General features: G+C 66.2%; 18 protein-coding genes. 11 read left to right on the plus strand and 7 right to left on the minus strand.

Translation table 11 applies throughout. From position 1 onward, the window contains the following. Positions 1 to 3 precede the first annotated feature (3 nt). Positions 4 to 411, minus strand: coding sequence for a DUF2000 domain-containing protein (locus tag G5S35_RS27180; RefSeq protein WP_110329209.1), 408 nt, complete (start codon positions 409 to 411; stop codon positions 4 to 6). Positions 412 to 461: 50 nt separating this feature from the next. Further along, positions 462 to 1,343 carry an AraC family transcriptional regulator gene (locus G5S35_RS27185; protein WP_237181477.1) on the minus strand — a complete coding sequence of 294 codons (882 nt, stop codon included), beginning with the start codon at positions 1,341 to 1,343 and terminating at the stop codon, positions 462 to 464. Positions 1,344 to 1,528: 185 nt separating this feature from the next. Between G5S35_RS27185 and zwf the strand changes: the two genes are divergently transcribed. Beyond that, positions 1,529 to 3,166, plus strand: coding sequence for a glucose-6-phosphate dehydrogenase (gene zwf, locus G5S35_RS27190; RefSeq protein WP_183039489.1), 1,638 nt, complete (start codon positions 1,529 to 1,531; stop codon positions 3,164 to 3,166). Positions 3,167 to 3,305: 139 nt separating this feature from the next. Next, complete coding sequence (locus tag G5S35_RS27195; RefSeq protein ID WP_065061517.1) at positions 3,306 to 4,106, plus strand: ROK family protein; 801 nt, start codon at positions 3,306 to 3,308, stop codon at positions 4,104 to 4,106. A gap of 35 nt (positions 4,107 to 4,141) precedes the next feature. On the opposite strand, the gene G5S35_RS27200 is transcribed toward G5S35_RS27195, so the two are convergent. Both G5S35_RS27200 and G5S35_RS27205 read right to left on the minus strand, forming a co-directional pair. Next, the gene (locus G5S35_RS27200) at positions 4,142 to 4,783 is read right to left on the minus strand and encodes a DUF1109 domain-containing protein (RefSeq protein ID WP_065061516.1); all 642 of its coding nucleotides are present in this window, start codon (positions 4,781 to 4,783) and stop codon (positions 4,142 to 4,144) included. Further along, positions 4,780 to 5,325 carry a sigma-70 family RNA polymerase sigma factor gene (locus tag G5S35_RS27205; protein ID WP_074981830.1) on the minus strand — a complete coding sequence of 182 codons (546 nt, stop codon included), beginning with the start codon at positions 5,323 to 5,325 and terminating at the stop codon, positions 4,780 to 4,782. The genes G5S35_RS27200 and G5S35_RS27205 overlap by 4 nt, the downstream gene beginning before the upstream one ends. Before the next feature lie 444 nt (positions 5,326 to 5,769). Between G5S35_RS27205 and G5S35_RS27210 the strand changes: the two genes are divergently transcribed. The 7 genes from G5S35_RS27210 to G5S35_RS27240 all read left to right on the plus strand — a co-directional run bounded on the left by G5S35_RS27210 (position 5,770) and on the right by G5S35_RS27240 (position 12,038). Next, complete coding sequence (locus G5S35_RS27210) at positions 5,770 to 6,429, plus strand: cytochrome b/b6 domain-containing protein (RefSeq protein WP_183039490.1); 660 nt, start codon at positions 5,770 to 5,772, stop codon at positions 6,427 to 6,429. A gap of 51 nt (positions 6,430 to 6,480) precedes the next feature. Further along, positions 6,481 to 7,266: a molybdopterin-dependent oxidoreductase gene (locus G5S35_RS27215; protein WP_074981827.1), complete on the plus strand. Its 786-nt coding sequence runs from the start codon at positions 6,481 to 6,483 to the stop codon at positions 7,264 to 7,266. Positions 7,267 to 7,351: 85 nt separating this feature from the next. Then, the gene (locus G5S35_RS27220) at positions 7,352 to 7,627 is read left to right on the plus strand and encodes a pentapeptide MXKDX repeat protein (RefSeq protein WP_074981826.1); all 276 of its coding nucleotides are present in this window, start codon (positions 7,352 to 7,354) and stop codon (positions 7,625 to 7,627) included. Between the two features lie 283 nt (positions 7,628 to 7,910). Continuing rightward, on the plus strand, positions 7,911 to 9,005 hold the full coding sequence (locus tag G5S35_RS27225; protein WP_176080924.1) for an LLM class flavin-dependent oxidoreductase: 1,095 nt from the start codon (positions 7,911 to 7,913) through the stop codon (positions 9,003 to 9,005). Between the two features lie 20 nt (positions 9,006 to 9,025). Next, a complete protein-coding gene (locus G5S35_RS27230; protein ID WP_183039491.1) occupies positions 9,026 to 9,838 on the plus strand; it encodes a class II aldolase/adducin family protein in 813 nt (270 codons plus the stop codon). Further along, entirely contained in the window at positions 9,838 to 10,434 is a 597-nt protein-coding gene (locus tag G5S35_RS27235; protein ID WP_065061511.1) for a cysteine dioxygenase family protein, read from the plus strand. The genes G5S35_RS27230 and G5S35_RS27235 overlap by 1 nt, the downstream gene beginning before the upstream one ends. Beyond that, complete coding sequence (locus tag G5S35_RS27240; protein ID WP_065061510.1) at positions 10,431 to 12,038, plus strand: rhodanese-related sulfurtransferase; 1,608 nt, start codon at positions 10,431 to 10,433, stop codon at positions 12,036 to 12,038. The genes G5S35_RS27235 and G5S35_RS27240 overlap by 4 nt, the downstream gene beginning before the upstream one ends. A gap of 49 nt (positions 12,039 to 12,087) precedes the next feature. On the opposite strand, the gene G5S35_RS27245 is transcribed toward G5S35_RS27240, so the two are convergent. Beyond that, the gene (locus G5S35_RS27245) at positions 12,088 to 12,999 is read right to left on the minus strand and encodes a LysR family transcriptional regulator (RefSeq protein WP_065061509.1); all 912 of its coding nucleotides are present in this window, start codon (positions 12,997 to 12,999) and stop codon (positions 12,088 to 12,090) included. A gap of 180 nt (positions 13,000 to 13,179) precedes the next feature. Between G5S35_RS27245 and G5S35_RS27250 the strand changes: the two genes are divergently transcribed. Together G5S35_RS27250 and G5S35_RS27255 are read left to right on the plus strand one after the other, a co-directional pair. Continuing rightward, on the plus strand, positions 13,180 to 14,139 hold the full coding sequence (locus tag G5S35_RS27250) for an ABC transporter substrate-binding protein (protein WP_183039492.1): 960 nt from the start codon (positions 13,180 to 13,182) through the stop codon (positions 14,137 to 14,139). Positions 14,140 to 14,371: 232 nt separating this feature from the next. After that, positions 14,372 to 15,457, plus strand: coding sequence for a porin (locus G5S35_RS27255; protein ID WP_065061507.1), 1,086 nt, complete (start codon positions 14,372 to 14,374; stop codon positions 15,455 to 15,457). A 109-nt stretch (positions 15,458 to 15,566) separates the two neighbouring features. Here G5S35_RS27255 and G5S35_RS27260 read toward each other — a convergent pair whose 3' ends face one another. Both G5S35_RS27260 and G5S35_RS27265 read right to left on the minus strand, forming a co-directional pair. Next, entirely contained in the window at positions 15,567 to 17,123 is a 1,557-nt protein-coding gene (locus tag G5S35_RS27260) for an amino acid permease (RefSeq protein WP_183039493.1), read from the minus strand. Positions 17,124 to 17,684: 561 nt separating this feature from the next. After that, positions 17,685 to 18,920 (minus strand): DUF1444 family protein, encoded by a 1,236-nt coding sequence (locus G5S35_RS27265; RefSeq protein WP_183039494.1) that lies wholly within the window; start codon positions 18,918 to 18,920, stop codon positions 17,685 to 17,687. Positions 18,921 to 19,179: the final 259 nt, after the last annotated feature.

Below are 19,179 nucleotides of genomic sequence, written 5' to 3' on the forward strand. Positions count from 1 at the left end.
CGCTCACGCGTGCAGCTTGAGACCTTTCACGGCCTTGTCGACGGCTTTCTTCGGCCCGTGCAACGCGATGCCCACGAGATTCAGATGGTCCGCGTCCTCAGCGCGAAACACCTCGCGATTGGCGGCGTCGTGGCCCGTCGAGAACATCGCGTGCACATAGGGCACGATCCGCACCTCGCGCGACATCGCCTGGCGATGCGCGGCCTGCAAGCCCGGCAGATCGGCGGTGAACACCATCATCGGCTGGCCGAGCATGCGGCCGTACCGACGCCCGGCGGCGTCCTCGTACGGTTCGCCCAGCGCGTCGGGCGCGGCGGCGGCCACGCCGGTCGCGAGAAACGCGACCACATTGAGCTTTTGCCAGACGGCGAGATCGTCGCGCACGATCAGGGCCACTTTCGTATCGAACATGATTGCATCCGGAATGAACAAGCCGCCCATGATCGGCGACGTCCGGGGCATCAGTCTGGAACGTTTGTGCACATGCGCCGGTAGGCGGCGGGCGTCATCCGGTAGGCGCGGCGGAACCAGCGTCCGAGGTGGCTCTGATCGGCGAAACCGACTTCCGCCGCGACCTGCGCGGGCGTGCGCCCCGCCGCCAGCAGACGGCGCGCGGCGCGCAGCCGCAAGCGCACCAGATACGCATGCGGCGACGTGCCGAACGCGCGCTGAAATAGCCGCGTGAGCCGGAAACGGTCGATGCCCGCGATCTGCACGAGGTCGTCGAGGCCGAGGTTGCCGTCCATGTGCGCGTGCAGCGCGTCACGCACGCGCGCGATCGCGGGCGGCGCCGCGCTGCCGTTCAGGTGAGCGGCATCGGCCAGCGTCTCGCGCAACTGGCCGCCGAGCAGCATCAGCAGGCGGTCGAGCGACTGGTCGCGCGCGAGGCGGCCCTCGTCGCCGTAGATCGCGAGAAAGGCCTGACGAATCGATTCGACGAGCGCGCGGTCGTCCACGAGCGTCTGGCCGAACGCGGCTTCCACGCCGCCGAGTCCGGGCAGATCGAGCCGCTGCGCGGCATGCGCGACCCACGTCTGCGGCAGGTAGAGCATCGCGTAAGTGAAGCCCTCGGTCTCGGGCGCGTGGCCGTCGTGCAGCGCGCCCGGCTCGATCAGGATCGCGCGGCCCGGCACGCTCGTGTGCAGCGCGCGATGGCACTGGAAACGCTGGACGCCCTGCTCCGTGTAGCCGATCAGCATGTCGTCGTGATCGTGCGGATCGTAGGCGTGACCGCTGAAATGCGCGCGCAGGCCTTCGATGCCCGTCTCGGCGTCGCGGCGCGCAACAAGCCAGTTGCCGTCCACGCTTGCATCGGCGTTCGCATCGGTCATCGCGTTCGTCATGATGGGCGGGAATCCTCGTCTTCGGCAGCGGAATCAGCTGACCAGTTTACGTCAGCCGCGCGCGCCTTCGTGTTACAGATCGCTTTCAGCGCGGCAGACCGATGGAACTCCGCGCGCGGCGCGCGGGTCCGTCAAGGTATCGCACTTGCTCACAGAGAACGTTCACGTTCAACCGAAGCGAAATCATGCCGACGAATACCCCCGCAAGCACCGCAAACCAGGCCGCCAAGCTGCCCGCCGATCCGCACACCGCCCAGAACCCGCTAGCCGCGCCGCGCGCGAGCGCGTCGGCCGCCGGCGAACATCCCGCGCCGCCCTGCACGCTCGTGATCTTCGGCGCGGGCGGCGACCTGACGAAACGCCTGCTGATGCCGGCGATCTACAACCTCGCTGTCGACGGTCTGCTCGACGGCGGCATGCAGATCATCGGCGTCAATCACGGCGAGCGCGCCACCGACGCCTGGCGCAACGACCTGCACGACGCACTCGCGCAATTCGCCGCTGACAAGGCCAGCACCTTTCACGCCGGCAAGCTCGACGAGCGTGCGTGGGACTGGGTCGCGCAGCGTCTGCACTACATGGCCGGCGACTTCGAGGACGACGCGCCTTATCAGCAGCTCGCACAAAAGCTCGACGGCGAAAAACGCGGCAATGTCGTGTTCTATCTCGCCGTGGGCGCGCGCTTTTTCAAGCCGATCATCGAGCGGCTCGGCAAGGCGGGTCTGCTCAAGCAGGACGGCGATGGCGACAAGAATGGCGATCAAGGCAGCGGCCCGTTCCGCCGTATCGTGATCGAAAAGCCCTTCGGCACCGACCTCGCCACCGCGCGCGATCTGAACCAGCATCTGCTGCGTTTCGCGCAGGAATCGCAGGTCTATCGCATCGACCATTTTCTCGGCAAGGACACCGTGCAGAGCATTCTCGCGGTGCGCTTCGCGAATGCGATGTTCGAGCCCATCTGGCGACGCGAATATATCGACAGCGTGCAGATCACGGCGTCGGAAGTGATCGGCGTGGAAGGGCGCGGCAGTTTCTACGAGCCGACCGGCGCGTTCCGCGACATGGTGCCGAACCATCTGTTCCAGTTGCTCGGCATGATCGCGATGGAGCCGCCGAACTCGTTCGACGCGGAGTCGGTGCGCAACCGCAAGGCCGAGATCTTCGACGCACTGCAGCCACTCAAACGCGAGGACGTGGTGTTCGGGCAATACGCGAAAGGTCCGGCGGGCGCGGCGTATCGCGACGAACCGAACGTGGCGAAGGACAGCACGACGCCCACTTATGCGGCCGCGCGCGTGCATATCGACAACTGGCGCTGGGCGGGCGTGCCGTTTTATCTGCGTACCGGCAAGCGGCTCGCGGCGCGGCACACGGAAATCTCGGTGCAACTCAAGAGCGTGCCGTTCCGGCTGTTTCGCGACACGCCCGTCGACGCGCTCACGCCGAACGTGCTGACGCTGCGCATCGACCCGACGCACGGCACGCGCTTCGATTTCAACGTGAAGGTGCCGGGGCCGGTCATGCGAGTGGGCCCGGCGTATTCGTCGTTCGACTACAACCAGTTCTTCGCGGAGCAGGCCAACGTCGGCTACGAGACGCTGCTGTACGACTGCATGCTCGGCGACCAGACGCTGTTCCAGCGCGCCGACAGCATCGAGTCCGCGTGGGCCGCCGTCGATGGCGTGCTGCATCCGCGCGGCGCGCCGATACCGGTGCACGACTATCCCGCAGGCAGCGCCGGCCCCGCCGAAGCCGACGCGCTGCTCGCTCGCGACGGACGCGCCTGGCGCGCGCTCGCTGCGGACGAGCCCGCAAGCTCATAAACTCGAGTTATCGCACGGACGAACCATGGAGGAGCGAGTGGCAACAGCACGAAAAACAACGACGCCGAGTACGTCGGGTACGCGGAAAGCAACGGCGAAGCGCGCTACGGCGGTTAAAAAGACCAGCTCGAAGCAAACCGTGGCGAAGCAAGCCCCGGCCAGACGCACGCGCGCGCCCGAAAACATTCTCGCCATCGACATCGGCGGCACCGGCCTGAAAGCGGCCATCATCGACGCGAACGGCACCATGCGGACCGACCGCGTGCGCGTGGCGACGCCACATCCGTGTCCGCCGGATCTGCTGGTCGAGACCCTGCATACGCTCGTTCAGCCGCTGGTCGAGCAATATCCGCCGCAGCACATTTCGATCGGCTTTCCGGGCTTCGTGCGCGACAACCGCGTGCTCACGGCGCCGCATCTCGGCGTGGACGGCTGGAACGACGTGCCGCTCGCGCGGCTGCTCGGCGAGCGGCTCGGCGTGGCATCGGTGCGCATGATCAACGATGCGGAAATGCAGGGTTTCGCCGCCATCGAAGGACGCGGCCTCGAATTCGTGCTGACGCTCGGCACGGGCGCGGGCACCGCGCTGTTCCGCGACGGCGAGCTGATGCCGCATCTCGAACTCGCGCATCATCCGGTCAGCAAGAAGCACGCGTATGACGAATATATCGGCGACGCGGCGCGCAAAAAGGCCGGCAACAAGCGCTGGAACGCGCGCGTCGAGAAGGTGATCGGCATTCTCGACTCGCTCGTGCATTACGACAAGCTCTGGATCGGCGGCGGCAATGCCGAACGGCTCACTTTCACGCTGCCGCCGAACGTGGCGACCGTGCCGAACGATCGCGGCATCGAGGGCGGCGCGCGGCTATGGCATCCGCGCTCGATGCGCGAGACGCGGCAGTTGGCCGCCGCAACGCAGCGCACCGGCGAATTCGAGTAGACGCCGACTGCCCGATCGACCGCGCGCGGCCGCGCTTACCAGCGCAGCAGCCGCGGCCCGAGCCACGCGCCGATGGCGGCGGGCAGCAACATGCCGATCGCGTACCAGACGCTCCAGAACGCCGGGCTCATCTCCGGGCAATGCGCGCAGTAGGCGATGGTCGCCAGCGCGCTCGCGAACAGTCCGGCGGCGGCGCCCGCCACGCGCGGGCGCGTCGGCGCGAGACCGCGCGCGGCCCAGAACACCGCCGCGAACGTGGGCACCGACAGCAGCACGATATTGAACGGACAGGTGCGCCACGAGAGGCCGAGCACGAGCGTCGCGCGCTGCGCGGGTTCGGCTGCGCCGAGCGTGATCCAGCCGCCCGCCCACACGGCCACGAACGGCACGACCAGCAACGCCCACGCATAACCGCCACGCACACCGGGACGGCCGACACGGCTCACTGCGAGCGCCGCCGCCAGCGCCACGCAAACCGGAAACGCGAGCTTGGCCCAGAAGATCGGCGTCTGCGCGACCGTCAGCAGATCGTGGCGCACACCGAACACGATGCTCATCAGCACGAGCGAACCCGCGAAACCCAGCGGCAGCGCGCGCGCGAAGCGGCGCAGCGCGACCTTGCGGTCCACTCTGGCGACGCCCGTCGACAGCAGGCTGATCAGGTCGTCGGTTTTCATTGCGCCCCCCGGATGCGCGCGGCGAGCGCCTTGAGGCCGCGGTGGATGCCCACTTTCACCGCCGATTCCGAAAGCCCCGTGAGCTTCGCCGTCTCCACCACCGACATGCCTTCGAGCTTCACATGCACGATGGGCAGGCGCTGCTTGTCCGGCAACTGGTCGAGCAGCTTGCCGATGTCGCGGCGCGCCTGCGCCGGTTCGTCGTCGGGCGTGGCGAACAGATCGGCATGGTCGTCGAGCGGATCGTTGAGCGATTCGCGGCGCGCGCGCGAGCGGAAAAAGTCCATCAGTTTGTAGCGGGCGATCGCGTGCACCCAGGCCGTGAGCGGTTCGTCGGGACGCCACGTGTGACGCGCGTTGTGCACCGCGAGCAGGATTTCCTGCACGAGATCTTCGACGTCGTCGTGCAATTGCGGAATGCGGCGGCGCAGATAGCCGCGCAAATGACGCGTCAACTCTTGCAGGAAGCTGCGATAAGCGTCCGCGTCACCTTCCAGTCCGCTGACGAAGAGCGCTTTGAGACGGATTTCCGCGGGATACAAAGGGCGTCCTGGGCTGTCGCAGCGGTCGGTTGGCGTGACGGGAGCGCCCGCCTGGTGAAAGCTTGCAACGGGCTTGCGGCTGGCCGAACCCGCGTGTAATACGGGTTCGATGCTCCGAGCGTAGCCGAACCCGTTGCGCATCGCAATAGCGCCCGCGCCGACGCCGTCGCCACCTCCGCTGTCGGGTTCCTGCATCCGCCATCGCTTTGCCGCTTTTGCCCAGCTCACCTTGTTGATGCTCCGTATTCGTTCGCTCATACGCCGCTCGCGCGTGCCGTGTCGACGTAATTCGTCGCGGGCGGCGCGCCGGTTACACGCGGCGTGAATTGAATCGCGCGGCGCAGCGCGGCACGCGCGAAAATTTTTCACGCGCGCTGTAACCGGCGAAGCGCACGCGGCGAATTCACCGTAACCGCATCGCACTTGCCCCACGAGGAATTCGCCATGGGACCGACCACCGGAACGCCGAACGCCATCGAGCACACCACGCCGCCAGCGTCGCCTGCGGCGCGCCGCGAACGCCCGATTCATCCGCTCTGGCTGCGCGTCACGCACTGGCTCAACGCGCTCGCGGCGCTCGTCATGATGTTCTCGGGCTGGCGCATCTACGACGCATCGCCGGTGTTTCGCGGCATCGTCATTCCGCCGTCGATCACGCTGGGCGGCTGGCTCGGCGGCGCGCTGCAATGGCATTTCACGGCGATGTGGCTGCTGTTCTTCAACGGCCTCGTCTATCTCGGCCTGAATCTCGCGAGCGGCCGCCTGTTCGCGAAGTTCTTGCCGCTGAGTCCGCGCGCCGTGCTGCGCGATCTGCGCGCCGCGCTCGCGGGCAAGCTCTCGCACGCCGACCTGCGCGAGTACAACGCCGTGCAGAAGCTCGCGTATCTCGTCGCCATCGGCGATCTGATCGTGCTGGTGCTGTCGGGTCTCGCGATCTGGAAGTCGGTGCAGTTTCCCCTGCTGCGCGAACTGATGGGCGGCTACGACCGCGCCCGCGTGGTGCACTTCTGCGCGATGGCGCTGCTCGCGGCGTTCGTGGTGGTTCACGTGACGATGGTCGCGCTCGTGCCGCGCTCGCTGCTCACGATGTTGCGCGGACGCTGAACGCCGCGCCGTTTCGCGAAACCGGCATCGAGATTTCCATAAGGATTCCAAATGAATACGAAGAATACGCGCATCGTCACCGTGGACCGCGCGGCGATTCTCACCGACGCGCGCCGCGCGATCGACAAGCTCGACATGCCCGCGCGGCGTCTGTTCGGCAAGCGCCTGCTCACGCTCGGCGGCCTCTCGATGCTGACCGGCTGTTCGATCACCGACGACGCCTCGGTCAACACGCTGCTTGGCGCCGTGTCGCGTCTGAACGACCGCGTGCAGGCGTTCATCTTCAATCCGCACCAGCTCGCGCCGACTTATAGCGAAGCGCAGATCACGCGGCCGTTTCCGTTCAACGCGTTCTATAGCGAGGATCAGGCGCCCGTGGTGGATGGCGGCAGCTACCGGCTCAAGCTCGGCGGGCTCGTGAGCGGCCAGCGCGTGTGGACGCTGCCCGAACTCTACGCGTTGCCGCGCGCCGATCAGATCACGCGGCATATCTGCGTGGAAGGCTGGAGCGCAATCGGGCGCTGGGGCGGCACGCCGTTCGGCGACTTCCTGCGCCGCGTGGGCGCGGACACGAGCGCGCACTACGTGGCCTTTCGCTGCGCCGACGATTACTACGAAAGCATCGACATGGCCACGGCGCTGCATCCGCAGACGCTGCTCGCGTTCGATTATGACGGCCAGCGTCTGCCCGCCAAATACGGCTATCCGATGAAGCTGCGCATGCCGACCAAGCTCGGCTACAAGAACCCCAAGCACATCGTCGAGATTGTCGTCACGAACACGTATCCGGGCGGTTACTGGGTCGACCAGGGCTACAACTGGTTCGGCGGTTCGTGACGCTTCGCTATTTTCACCTCGTTTTTTTCACCTCGTTTTTTCACTCCGCTTTGCGCGGTACATTTCACTCACCAGGAGCACGCTCATGAAGAAGATCACGATCGCCGCACTCGCCGCCGTTTCCCTCGCCGCCACGCTGGGCCTGAGCGCGGGCAGCGCCTTCGCGCAAAGCAACGGCGCGATGTCGAACGACGCCATGTCGAAAGACAGCATGCAGAAGGACACGATGGGCAAGGACGCCATGTCGAAGGACGACATGGGCAAGGGCGGCGCGATGTCCCACGACAAGGCCAGCAAGCCGATGAAGAAGGACAGTGCCATGGGGATGGACCACGGCGCATCGGGCGCGATGTCGAAGTAAGTATCGAAATAAGCGCCACGCGCAGGTCACGTCGCCAGCCGCGCTCCCCGCTCACGCGGGAGCGCGGTTTTTTTTGCCCGCTTGATCGCCTGGCCGGGCCTCCCGCGGGGCATCCTTAACATGCACATCTGAAATCTTTATACGAAATCACTATTTAAATTGCGCATGACGCGGTGATAGGCTGCATTCGATCGGCGGCGTGGCGTTCGTGCGCGCCGCGCTCTCCCCCAACACGACAATGCGCGCCGGCGGCGATCCGGCGTCCGCCAGCCCAGGAGTCACGATGAGCGTCGAATTCATAGGCATGATCCAGCAGCGCAAGGTATCTGAAACCCATCTTGCGCAAGGCCCCGCAATCGACGTCGACTATGTGCGCCAGTTCGCGCAGGCGCACGAAAACGCCGGATTCGACCGCATTCTCGTGCCGCACAGCTCCGTGAGCCCGGACGCGACGCTCACCATCGCCTACGCCGCGAGCGTGACCTCGCGCGTGCATTTCATGCTCGCGCACCGTCCCGGCTTCGTCGCGCCGACGCTCGCCGCGCGCCAGCTCGCCACGCTCGATCACTTCTCGGGCGGCCGTCTCGCGGTCCACTTCATTTCGGGCGGCAGCGACACCGACCAGCGCCGCGACGGCGACTTCCTCACGCACGACGAACGCTACGCGCGCACCGACGAGTATCTGCAGATCCTCAAGCGTGTCTGGACCGAGGAGAAGCCGTTCGATCACACGGGCCGCTTTTATCGCTTCGAGCAGGCGCATTCGGAAATCAAGCCGCGCCAGCAGCCGCACGTGCCGATCTATTTCGGCGGCGCGTCGGCGGCCGCGCTCGAAGTCGCGGGCAAGCACGCCGACGTCTACGCGCTGTGGGGCGAATCGCAGCAGCAGGTGAAGGAACTGATCGAGCGCGTGCGCGGCGAAGCGGCCAAACATGGCCGCAGCGTGCGCTTCTCAGTGTCGTTCCGCCCGATTCTCGCCGACACGGAAAAGGCCGCGTGGGCGCGCGCCGAGCACATCCTCGAAGCAACGCGCCGTCTGCGCGCCGAACAGGGCGTCGCGGCCGGCGGCCCGTTGCAGAGCGAAGGCGCGCGGCGTCTGCTCGCGGCGAGCGGCGACGGCGTGCGCGCCGACGATCGGCTGTGGACCGCCGTCGCGAAGGAAATCGGCGGACGCTCGAATTCGACCGCGCTCGTCGGCACGCCCGAGCAGGTCGCGCAGACGCTCGCCGAGTATCACGCGCTGGGCGTCACGACCTTCCTGATTCGCGGCTTCGATCCGCTCGAAGACGCCATCGACTATGGCCGTGTGCTGATTCCGGCCACGCGCGAACTGACCTCGCGCTTGACCGCTTCAAAAGCGGTGTCGAAGGCGGCTTGATCGACGAACCGGAACGCATCATGACCACCACGCTCGATATCGCCCAGGATTTCCGCCAGCCGCCCGTGCGCCGCTTCTGGTTCGACGACGACACCGCCGCCAGCGCGCGCAGCGTCGCCGAAGAACGCCGTCATCGCCAGGAACGGCTCGCGGGCGCGTTTCGCCTGTTCGCACGCTACGGCTTCGATCAGGGGCTCGCGGGCCACATCACCGCGCGCGACCCCGAATGGCCCGACCACTTCTGGGTCAATCCGCTCGGCCTGCACTTCGGGCGCATCCGCGTCTCGGACCTGCTGCTCGTGAACCGGCACGGCGAGATCGTGGTCGGTCACGGCCCCGTCAATCAGGCCGCCTTCGCGATTCACGCCGCCATCCACGAAGCGCGCCCCGACGTGGTAGCCGCCGCCCACACGCACTCGCTCTACGGCAAGGCGTGGTCGACGCTCGGCCGCACGCTCGATCCGCTGACCCAGGACGCCTGCTCGTTCTACGAGGACCACGCGCTGTTCGACGATTTCCAGGGCGTCGTGCTCGATACCGGCGAAGGCGCGCGCATTGCCGCCGCGCTCGGTCAGCACAAGGCCGCGATCCTCAAGAATCACGGCATCCTGACCGCCGGCCCGAGCGTGGAGGCCGCCGCGTGGTGGTACATCGCGCTCGACAACGCCTGCCACGCGCAACTGCTCGCCGAAGCGGCGGGCACGCCGCAGCGCATCCCGCACGACGTGGCCGCGCTCACGCATCAGCAGGTGGGCCGCCCCGGCGGCGCGCAATACGCGTTCGAGAGCCTTTACGCGGGCCTCGTCGCCGCCGAACCGGACTTGCTCGACTGATGGCGATCCACAAACTGCGTCACTTCGTCGGCGAGATCGCGCGTCTCGTCGACGAAGCGCCCGAAGAACCCGCGCTGATCGAACGCGGCCTCGCCGCCTTGCGCGATCTCGTACGCGACGACGACTGGCTGCCCGACGCGTTCGCGCAACCTTCGCCCGAGCGCTATTGCCAATATCTGCTGCACGCCGACGCGCGCGAACGCTTTTCGGTCGTGAGCTTCGTCTGGGGGCCGGGTCAACGCACGCCCGTGCACGACCATACGGTGTGGGGGCTCATCGGCGTGCTGCGCGGCGCGGAGTATGCGCAGGCGTACCGGCGCGACGCGCAGGGCGCGCTGCGCGAAGACGGCGCGGAAGTGCGTCTCGCGCGCGGCGACGTGGAAGCGGTCTCGCCCGCCATCGGCGACATTCATCGCGTGCGCAACGCCTTCGACGACCGCGTGTCGATCAGCATCCACGTGTACGGCGCGAACATCGGCGCGGTGCGCCGCGCGACCTATCCCGCCGACGCGCCGCCCAAACCGTTCATCTCCGGCTATTCGAACGACCTTCTCCCGAACCTCTGGGACCTCAGCAAGGAACACCCCGTCACATGAAGTCATTTCCCACGCGCAGCCTTCACGACGTGCGCGCCGCCCTGCTCGCGAAACGCGAAATCGCCCTGCTCGACGTGCGCGAGGAAGATCCGCACGCGCAGTGCCACCCGTTGTTCGCGGCGAACCTGCCGCTCGCGAAACTCGAACTCGATGCGTGGACCAAACTGCCGCGCCGCAACGTGCCGATCATCCTGCTCGACGACGGCGAAGGCTTCGCCGAACGCGCGGCGCAGCGGCTCGACGCGCTCGGTTATACCGATGTCGCGCTGCTCGAAGGCGGTCTGCGCGGCTGGATCGATGCGGGCGGCGAGGTGTTTCGCGACGTCAACGTGCCGAGCAAGGCGTTCGGAGAATTCGTGGAAGCGCAGCGTCATACGCCGTCGCTGTCCGCCGAGTCCGTCGATGCGCTGCTGCGCAGCGGCGCCGACGTGGTGGTGCTCGACGCGCGCCGCTTCGACGAATACCGCACCATGAACATTCCCGGCAGCATCAGCGTGCCGGGCGCGGAACTCGCGCTGCGCGCCCGCGCGCTCGCGCCCAATCCGGCCACGCGCGTGATCGTCAATTGCGCGGGGCGCACGCGCAGCATCATCGGCGCGCAATCGCTCGTGAATGCGGGGCTGCCGAATCCGGTCGCCGCGCTGCGCAACGGCACGATCGGCTGGACGCTCGCGGGACAGACGCTGGAGCACGGCAGCGCGCGCCGCTTCGACACACACGCGGGCCGCGACGACGCCACGCTCGACACGTCGCAACGCGCGGCGCGCACGCTGGCCGACCGCGCGGGCGTGGGCCGCACGACGATCGCCGAAGCCGCGCGCTGGGCGGCGGACACGCAGCGCACGACTTATCGCTTCGACGTGCGCACGCCCGAGGAATACGAACACGCGCATGCGGGCGGCTTCGTCGGCGCGCCCGGCGGTCAGCTCGTGCAGGAAACGGAAATGTTCGCGCCGGTGCGCGGCGCGCGCGTGGTGCTGTTCGACGACGACGGCGTGCGCGCGAACATGACGGCGTCGTGGCTCGCGCAGATGAATCACGATGTGTATGTGATCGACGATGCGTCGCCCGCCGACCTCGACGCGCACGGCGCGTGGCAAGCACAAAAACCGTTACCCGCGCCCGTGATGTCGATCACGCCCGAGGTACTCGCGGCGCGGCTCGCCGAAGCGGATCACGGCACCGTGGTGCTCGATTTCACGTCGAGCGCGAATCACGTGAAGGCGCATATTCCGGGCGCGTACTGGACGCTGCGTTCGCATCTCGCGCCCGGTTTCGCCGATCTGCGCGCGTTGCCCGACGCGAAGCGCTACGTGGCCGTGTGCATGACGAACGCGCTTGCGCCGTTCGCCGCGCCCGACATCGCCGCGCTCACGGGCAAGCCCGTCGAGGTGCTGGAAGGCGGCACGTCGGCGTGGATACGCGCGGGGCTGCCGGTGGAGGAAGGCGAAGCGACGCTGGCCTCGCCGCGCATCGACCGCTACCGGCGTCCGTATGAAGGCACCGGCAACGCGCGCGAGGCGATGAACGCGTACCTCGAATGGGAGTACGGACTCGTCGATCAACTCGGGCGCGACGGCACGCACGGGTTCTTCGTGATTTGAGCAGTGTGTTTTGAGGCTGGAAAACAAGGCTCGAAACGAGCCTTGTCCGTCATGCCGCTTTAGCGATGCGCGCCGCCTTGAAGCGGCGCGCGATACTTTGTGCGAGCACCGCAAGCGCCGATTCCATGCGCCCGATTGCGCGCGAACGCACGATCCACACCGCGATTTCCGGCTTGAAATCGGCGATCTGCACGACATCGAGTCGATCCGCGTGCGCGCTCGCGGTCACGAGCGGCTGCGGCACGAGGCCGAGACCCACGCCGTCGGCGACCAGCCCGAGCTGCAATTCCGCGCCCAGCGTTTCAAGGTTCAGCCGCAGCGAATGGCCCTGCGCGGCGAGCGCGTGCTGCAAGCCCGCGCGAAAGCCGCAGCCGTCCGGATTGAGCACCCAGCCATATGCCTGGCACTCCGCCAGCGTATGCGCGCGCCGCTTGAGCAAGCCTTTTTGCGCGACCACGGCGAGCTTGAGCGTGCCGAGCATCTCGCCCGCCAGCGTCTCGGGCAGCGCGCGATTCGCGGGTAGCAGCACCACGGCGGCATCGAGTTCGCCGTCTTCCACTTTTTGCAGCAGCGGTGCGCCCCAGCCGGTCGACACCCGCGCCTGCAATTCGGGATGCGCCGCGCGCAGCGCCTGCAGCGCGTCGAGCATGGCGATGTCGGCGACCGTTTGCGCGACGCCGAGGCGCAGCACGCCCGCGAGCGGCGCGCCGTCGTTCACGAGCTGGCGCAGCGCGTCGACTTCGCGCTGGATCGCGCGGCATTGTTCGTAGACCGTGCGGCCCATCGGCGTGGCGCGCAACGGTTTGGTGTTGCGGTCGAGCAGCGCGACGCCCAGCGCTTCCTCGAAGTTCTGGATGCGGCGCGTGACGGCGGGTTGAGTCAGTTCGAGCGCTTCGGCGGCCTGGCTCAGCGATTCGCTGCGCACGACTGCCACGAAGGCTTCGATCTCGTCGAGTTTCATGAATGGAGTTCCTGCGAAATGCATCTGACGTGCACAAGCTTAGCCGCAATGACCGCTCGGGTTCAAGCTCGGCCTACCGCTTCTTGCATATTTAGATAGAAGAACAATGCGTTTGCGTTATGACGATGCGCTGCTTATCGTGGGGCCATTCCCATCTGTTCAGCTATCGAGGATCGCTCCATGCGCCGTTCCGCTTCACGCTTTCGCTTCGTTCACACCGCGGTCGCCGCGCTCGCGGCGTCGTTCGCCTGTTTCGCCGGCGCGGCGCATGCGCAGACCACGCTCAAGGTCGGCGATCAGCAATTGCAGACGCGCGGCATTCTGGAAGCATCGGGTCAATTGAAGGACGTGCCGTACAAGATCGAGTGGTTCAACTTTCCGGCCGCGCAACCGCTCGGCGAAGCGCTCAACGCGGGCGCGATCGACGTGGGCGGTCTCGGCGATGCGCCGCTCATCTTCGCCTACGCCGCCGGGGCGCGCATTCGCGCGGTCTCCGCCACGCGTTCGGTACCCGTCGATCTCGCGATCCTCGTGAGCGCGTCGTCGCCGATCCGCGATGCCGCCGGTCTCAAAGGCAAGCGTATCGCCACCACGCGCGGCTCGATCGGCCATTACCTCGCCGTGGCCACGCTGGAGCGCGCGCATCTGAAACTCAGCGACGTGACGTGGGCTTTCATGCAGCCCGCCGACGCGAAAGCCGCGCTTGCTTCCGGCACCGTCGACGCATGGTCCACGTGGGACCCGTACGTGGCGCTGGCCGAGTCGCGCGATCACGACCGCAGTATCGCGAACGGCGTGGGCGTCTCGTCGGGCTTGAGCTTCGAGGCCGCGACCGACGAAGCGATCCGCACCAAGCACGCCGAAATCGCCGACTTCGTGCAGCGCGTGGCCGCGGGCCAGCGCTGGGCGCTCGCGCATCCGGACGAAGTCGCCGCCATCCAGTCGCGCGTGACAGGCCTGCCCGCCGACGTGCTCAAGACCGTTTATCAGCGCGCGCAACTGCAACCGGTGGCCATCGACAGCAGCCTGATCGCCGAGCAGCAGCGCACCGCCGACCTCTATCACCGCGCCGACGTCATCAAGACCCGGATCGACGTCGCGCCAGGTTTCAATCAGCAATTCCCCTTAAACACGCATTAAAACGGCTTTAAAAGCGGACCCTGGCAGCGCGCCGAAAACCGTCAACCCCGCGGCAGGGCCTTGTTGCAGAAGGGCGACAGCGCGTCGATTTCATTACAGGAATTTAAATTGTTCGAAATATCATTGCGCCACTTTCAGCGCGCTGGACTCCGCCGGCGCGCACGGGTTATCCAGATCCGACCGCTAGCGCGCCTGCCGCGCGGCGATCCAGACGAATAGAAACGGGGAAGACATGAAAAAGACCACCGCGGCGCTCGGCGTCGCACTGCTGGCCGCATCGGCCCAATCGGCATTCGCACAGAGCTCGGTCACGCTCTACGGTCTCGTCGATACGGCGGTGCGTTACCAGACCAACGCCAATTCGAACAACGACGGCCTCGTCGAAATGCGCGAAGGCGTCGTGACGCCGAGCCGCTGGGGCCTGAAGGGCACGGAAGATCTGGGCGGCGGCACGTCGGCCATCTTCAAATTGGAAAACCAGTTCAATCTGTTCAACGGCAAGCTCGCGAACTCGAACAACCAGTTGTTCCAGCGTAACGCGTACGTCGGCCTTTCGAACACGAAGTACGGCACGCTGACCTTCGGTCGCCAGCAAACGCCGTTCTTCGACGAAATGGGCAACACGTTCGACCCGCTGACCGTCGCCGACTACTGGCAGGACAGCTGGGCATACAACCCGGTCGGCCCGTTCCTCTTCACGAACAACTCGGCGAAGTACACGAACACGATCGCCGGCCTGCACGTCGAAGCGATGTACGGCTTCGGCGGCGTCGCGGGCAGCACGGGCGAGAACTCGATGTACGGCTTCACGGCTTCGTACGCGTTCGGTCCGGTGCAAGGTCTCGTGGGCTTCCAGCAGAACGACGTCTCGGGCAAGAAGTTCAACATCGCCAACGTGGGCCTCGTCTACACGGTCGTGCCGTCGGTGCGTCTGCTGGCCGGCTGGCTGCATTCGCAGGACAACACGGGTACGGTCGACCAGGCACAACAACAGGTCAGCGGCGCGCCCGCCCTGATTTCGAGCCAGAACCGTATCGACGACAACTTCTACGTCGGCTCGACGTGGCAAGCCACGGCGCCGCTGGCGATCACGCTGGCCGGCTACTACGGTCACGCGCGCAATGCCGCGCTGGCTGACGGCGGTTACGGCGTTGGTATCAACTACTCGGCCACGCTGCTCGCCGAGTACTCGCTCTCGAAGCGCACGGAAGTCTACGGCACGGTCGACTTCACGCGCGGCACGGGCGCTTACCTCGCCGACTACCCGGGTCGCAACAACCAGACCGGCGTTGCAATCGGTCTGCGCAACATCTTCTGATGACGCGGCGCCCGCGATGGGCGCCGGGTTCGAAGACGTAAAAAAACCGCCCGCGTTGCAAAACGCGGGCGGTTTTTCTTTGGGCTTTTCTTTTGGCTTTGCGCTCGGCTTACTGCACCGCGCTGTCACGCTGCACAACCACCGTGTCGTTCGACGTCGCCGAGCGGGCGGCGCGTTCGGCGAAGGCCTGAATATCCATCTCGTCGTAACCGATGAAGCGGCTCTTCTTCACGAGACGATAGCCGAGCCACATCAGCGCGAACAGCGGAATGCCGATATACGTGGCCAGCACGCTCGCCCAGTCGATCCTGTCGGCGACGAAGGCCTGATAGTCCTGGCCGAGCATGATGACCAGACACACCACGAACGCGAAGATCGGCCCGATCGGAAACCACTTCGACGTATAAGGCAGTTGCTTGAGCGAGTAACCCTGCGCGACGAAGCCCTTGCGGAAGCGGTAATGGCTCACGGCAATGCCGAGCCACGCGATGAAGCCCGTCATGCCCGAGGTATTGAGCAGCCACATGTAGACGGTCTTGTCGCCGTACATCGACGAGAGAAAACACAGCGCGCCCACGGCCGTCGTGGCGTACAGCGCGTTGCGCGGCACGCCGCTCGACGACAGCTTCGCAAACACCTTCGGCGCGCGATTTTCGACCGCGAGGTTGTAGAGCATCCGCGTGGACGCGTACATGCCCGAGTTGCCCGCCGACAGCACGGCCGTCAGGATGACCGCGTTCATCACGCCGGCCGAGACGGCCAGACCCGCGCGGCGGAACACGAGCGTAAACGGGCTCACGCCGATATCGGTGACGTCGGACTTCAGCAGGTTCGGATCGGTGTGCGGAATCAGCAGGCCGATGACGAAAATCGCCAGCACGTAGAACAGCAGAATGCGCCAGAACACCTGACGCACCGCGCGCGGAATGGTTTGGCCGGGATTCTCCGATTCGCCCGCTGCCACGCCGATCAGTTCGGTGCCCTGGAACGAGAAGCCCGCGATCATCGTCACACCGAGCAAGGCCGGCAGGCCGCCCGTGAACGGTCCGCCTTCGAGCATGAAATTGCCCCAGACGTGATCGGCGCCGCCCTTGAGAATGCCGGCGATCATCAGCAGACCCACGCCGATGAACGCAATCACGGTAATCACCTTGATGAGCGAGAACCAGTATTCCGCCTCGCCGAAGCCGCGTACGGACAGCGCGTTGAGCAGGAACATCACGCAGAGGAACCCGGCGCTCCACCAGACGCCCGAGACATGCGGGAACCAGTAGCCCATCACGAGCTGCGAGGCGACCAGTTCGACGGCGATGGTCACCGCCCAGTTGTACCAGTAGTTCCAGCCGAGCGCGAAGCCGAAGCCCTCGTCGACGAACTTTGCGCCGTAGGTCGCGAACGAGCCGGAGACCGGCATGAACGCGGCCATTTCGCCGAGGCTCGTCATCAGGAAGTAGACCATCAGGCCGATCACGAGGTACGCGGCCATCGCGCCGCCGGGACCGGCCTGCGAAATGGACGCGCCCGACGCGACGAACAGGCCCGTGCCAATCGAGCCGCCGATGGCGATCATGGTGAGGTGTCGGGCTTTGAGACTGCGATGCAGGGACGGTGCGTTGTCCCGGGCGCCGGAACCACTTTCCGGGGCGCGATGCGGATGCGAATCCATATAAATCTGCTTGAGTTCTAACGTGTGTTGCTGGGTAATGAGCTGCTAGCTAATGAGCTGCCGGCGTATGCCTCGAGGCTCCCGGAAAGCCCGTTGACCCAAGCGATTGCGCAAGAAGCTGGCCGCCCGTTGCTGGGCGGTAAGCGGCGCCGAAGTCGCCGCGAAAAGCAGAGCACTTGACACTACATCTTGACGCAACGCCCGGACAGGCGTGCCGATTGATCGAGCGGACCGAACGGATCCAGCACTGACGCCGCTCGTCTCGAAGACTGGAGCCGCGATTCTATAGCAGTGGCCGCCGCGCGTCGCTAAGGTCGCTGAAGTTCGAGGCGGGTTGGGCGGGTGGGCGTGCGCGGATTTATGCACGGATGGAGCGCGGGAGGCGGTGAGTTATCGGGGCGCGAACGCATACGGCGCGTTCGTGTAAACGATGGGGACATAACGCGCGGCCGTGCAGTTGCAGGCCGCGCTTTGGAATCGACGTTGGACGTGTCTCGGGCGCTTTGGCTCCGAGCGAGAGCCTGAATTGGCTGTTAGTTGCAGTAATGCAGATAGCGCCGATCAACCGCCCGACGGCAACTTTTCGTAGCTCGCGAGCATTTCCTCGAATTCCGCCTGGTCGGGGAAGCTCACCACTTCATGCCGCACCGGCAAATACGACGTCGGCTTCAGATGATCGGCGAAACGCGCCATGACCACGGCGCGCGGCACGAACGCGGTCTGCTTCGTCGCCGCGCGCACCAGCACGAAGAAGTCGGTATCGGGCAGCAACGCGTGGACGCCCTCGCTCCACGCGCACACGCTGCGTTGCTCGCCATCGGCGCTTTGCAGAACCGTGTGCTTCGCGACGAATACGTCGCGGCCTTCGCGCGCGTGCAGCGCAACGAGCGCATCCTGCTGGTCCTGATAATCGGCGTCGCGTTCGCGCAGACGCATGCGATGCAGCCGCGCCGCGAGCGCGGGCGGCACGAAGCGCTCCCACGCCTCGCCGTTCCAGCGCAGCATGAGCGGCGGCAGCGGACGCGATTGCGCGTACGCCTGCTCGGCCAGTTCCACCAGCGTCTGCAAGCCCGCTTCGTTGCGATCGCCCGTCAGCAGCAGCACCGCGCGGTTCGGGGCCATCACCACGGGCGCGCCGGAGATCGACTGGCGATACAGCAGGTCAGTCAGCAACAGGCGCGAGGCGTCGTAGAAGTCGCCGAACTGCGAGAGAAACACGCCGTTCTGCAAGGCCAGCCATGGCGTGGACGAAGTCTCGCGCAGATTGTCGATGGCGAAGGCAAGCGCCTCGTCGAAACTCACGCCCCACGTCGCGAGCTGCGCATGGTTCAGCCGCATCACGTTGAACTCGCCGTCGCAGGCAATGCCGATTTCGAGGTTCTCGCACAAGGTGCGGTACGCGAGATCGGGGCGCTTCGCGTGGCCGTGCGTCTGCAGATCGAGATAGCCGCGCTCGGTCGCGCTGCGGATCACAGGCCGCAGTCGCGCCTTCGCCTCGGCGAGCGTGGCGGGCACGTCTTGATGCATCATCCCCGCCACCGCGCGGCGCATCGTGGCCTCGCGCGCGTCGGGCGCGGCATCGGCGTAATCCCGTTGCATGTTCGGCAGATTGATGAAGGCCGGCTGCTCGCCTTCGGCAAGTCCCGTCTGCACGAGACGCGAGTGGGTCAGCTCCGTGCGCCACGTGCGCGTGTCGCCCGCTGCGCGCAACGCGGCCATGAACAGCTCGGCGAATTCCGCCAGGGTCGGCGGCGGCGGCGGAGCCGGCGTTTTGCGGAAACGGTCGAAGAATCCCATGGTCTTTGAGTATTGTTGTCGAGGAAACGGGTGCCGCAGGCCGATGGGTACGGAAACCGGCTGCTGAATGCGGCGCCGCAATAGTGGCGAGCCCCTGCGCGAAGTGCCGTCGATCTCACGGCTAACGGCGCGTTTCACGCATTCTGAAGGCTATTCGCGCCGCAAACACAGGAAACTCGCGCGCAATCGTTTGCCGTTTATTACCGCACTTTTTAAATCGATGGACACCACCGCAGGTCGATGGTGTCATACGCGGATT

Source organism: Paraburkholderia tropica (genome assembly GCF_014171495.1).
GTDB classification, from domain to species: Bacteria; Pseudomonadota; Gammaproteobacteria; order Burkholderiales; family Burkholderiaceae; genus Paraburkholderia; species Paraburkholderia tropica.

What these genes read in the sequence shown, in the direction of transcription:
- G5S35_RS27210 (WP_183039490.1), top strand. Translation starts at nt 5,770, where the DNA reads ATGGGACCGACCACCGGAACGCCGAACGCCATCGAGCACACCACGCCG.
- G5S35_RS27245 (WP_065061509.1), bottom strand. Translation starts at nt 12,999, where the DNA reads ATGAAACTCGACGAGATCGAAGCCTTCGTGGCAGTCGTGCGCAGCGAA.
- G5S35_RS27250 (WP_183039492.1), top strand. Translation starts at nt 13,180, where the DNA reads ATGCGCCGTTCCGCTTCACGCTTTCGCTTCGTTCACACCGCGGTCGCC.
- G5S35_RS27215 (WP_074981827.1), top strand. Translation starts at nt 6,481, where the DNA reads ATGAATACGAAGAATACGCGCATCGTCACCGTGGACCGCGCGGCGATT.
- G5S35_RS27235 (WP_065061511.1), top strand. Translation starts at nt 9,838, where the DNA reads ATGGCGATCCACAAACTGCGTCACTTCGTCGGCGAGATCGCGCGTCTC.
- G5S35_RS27180 (WP_110329209.1), bottom strand. Translation starts at nt 411, where the DNA reads ATGTTCGATACGAAAGTGGCCCTGATCGTGCGCGACGATCTCGCCGTC.
- G5S35_RS27225 (WP_176080924.1), top strand. Translation starts at nt 7,911, where the DNA reads ATGAGCGTCGAATTCATAGGCATGATCCAGCAGCGCAAGGTATCTGAA.
- G5S35_RS27200 (WP_065061516.1), bottom strand. Translation starts at nt 4,783, where the DNA reads ATGAAAACCGACGACCTGATCAGCCTGCTGTCGACGGGCGTCGCCAGA.
- G5S35_RS27265 (WP_183039494.1), bottom strand. Translation starts at nt 18,920, where the DNA reads ATGGGATTCTTCGACCGTTTCCGCAAAACGCCGGCTCCGCCGCCGCCG.
- zwf (WP_183039489.1), top strand. Translation starts at nt 1,529, where the DNA reads ATGCCGACGAATACCCCCGCAAGCACCGCAAACCAGGCCGCCAAGCTG.
- G5S35_RS27255 (WP_065061507.1), top strand. Translation starts at nt 14,372, where the DNA reads ATGAAAAAGACCACCGCGGCGCTCGGCGTCGCACTGCTGGCCGCATCG.
- G5S35_RS27230 (WP_183039491.1), top strand. Translation starts at nt 9,026, where the DNA reads ATGACCACCACGCTCGATATCGCCCAGGATTTCCGCCAGCCGCCCGTG.
- G5S35_RS27220 (WP_074981826.1), top strand. Translation starts at nt 7,352, where the DNA reads ATGAAGAAGATCACGATCGCCGCACTCGCCGCCGTTTCCCTCGCCGCC.
- G5S35_RS27260 (WP_183039493.1), bottom strand. Translation starts at nt 17,123, where the DNA reads ATGGATTCGCATCCGCATCGCGCCCCGGAAAGTGGTTCCGGCGCCCGG.
- G5S35_RS27185 (WP_237181477.1), bottom strand. Translation starts at nt 1,343, where the DNA reads ATGACGAACGCGATGACCGATGCGAACGCCGATGCAAGCGTGGACGGC.
- G5S35_RS27240 (WP_065061510.1), top strand. Translation starts at nt 10,431, where the DNA reads ATGAAGTCATTTCCCACGCGCAGCCTTCACGACGTGCGCGCCGCCCTG.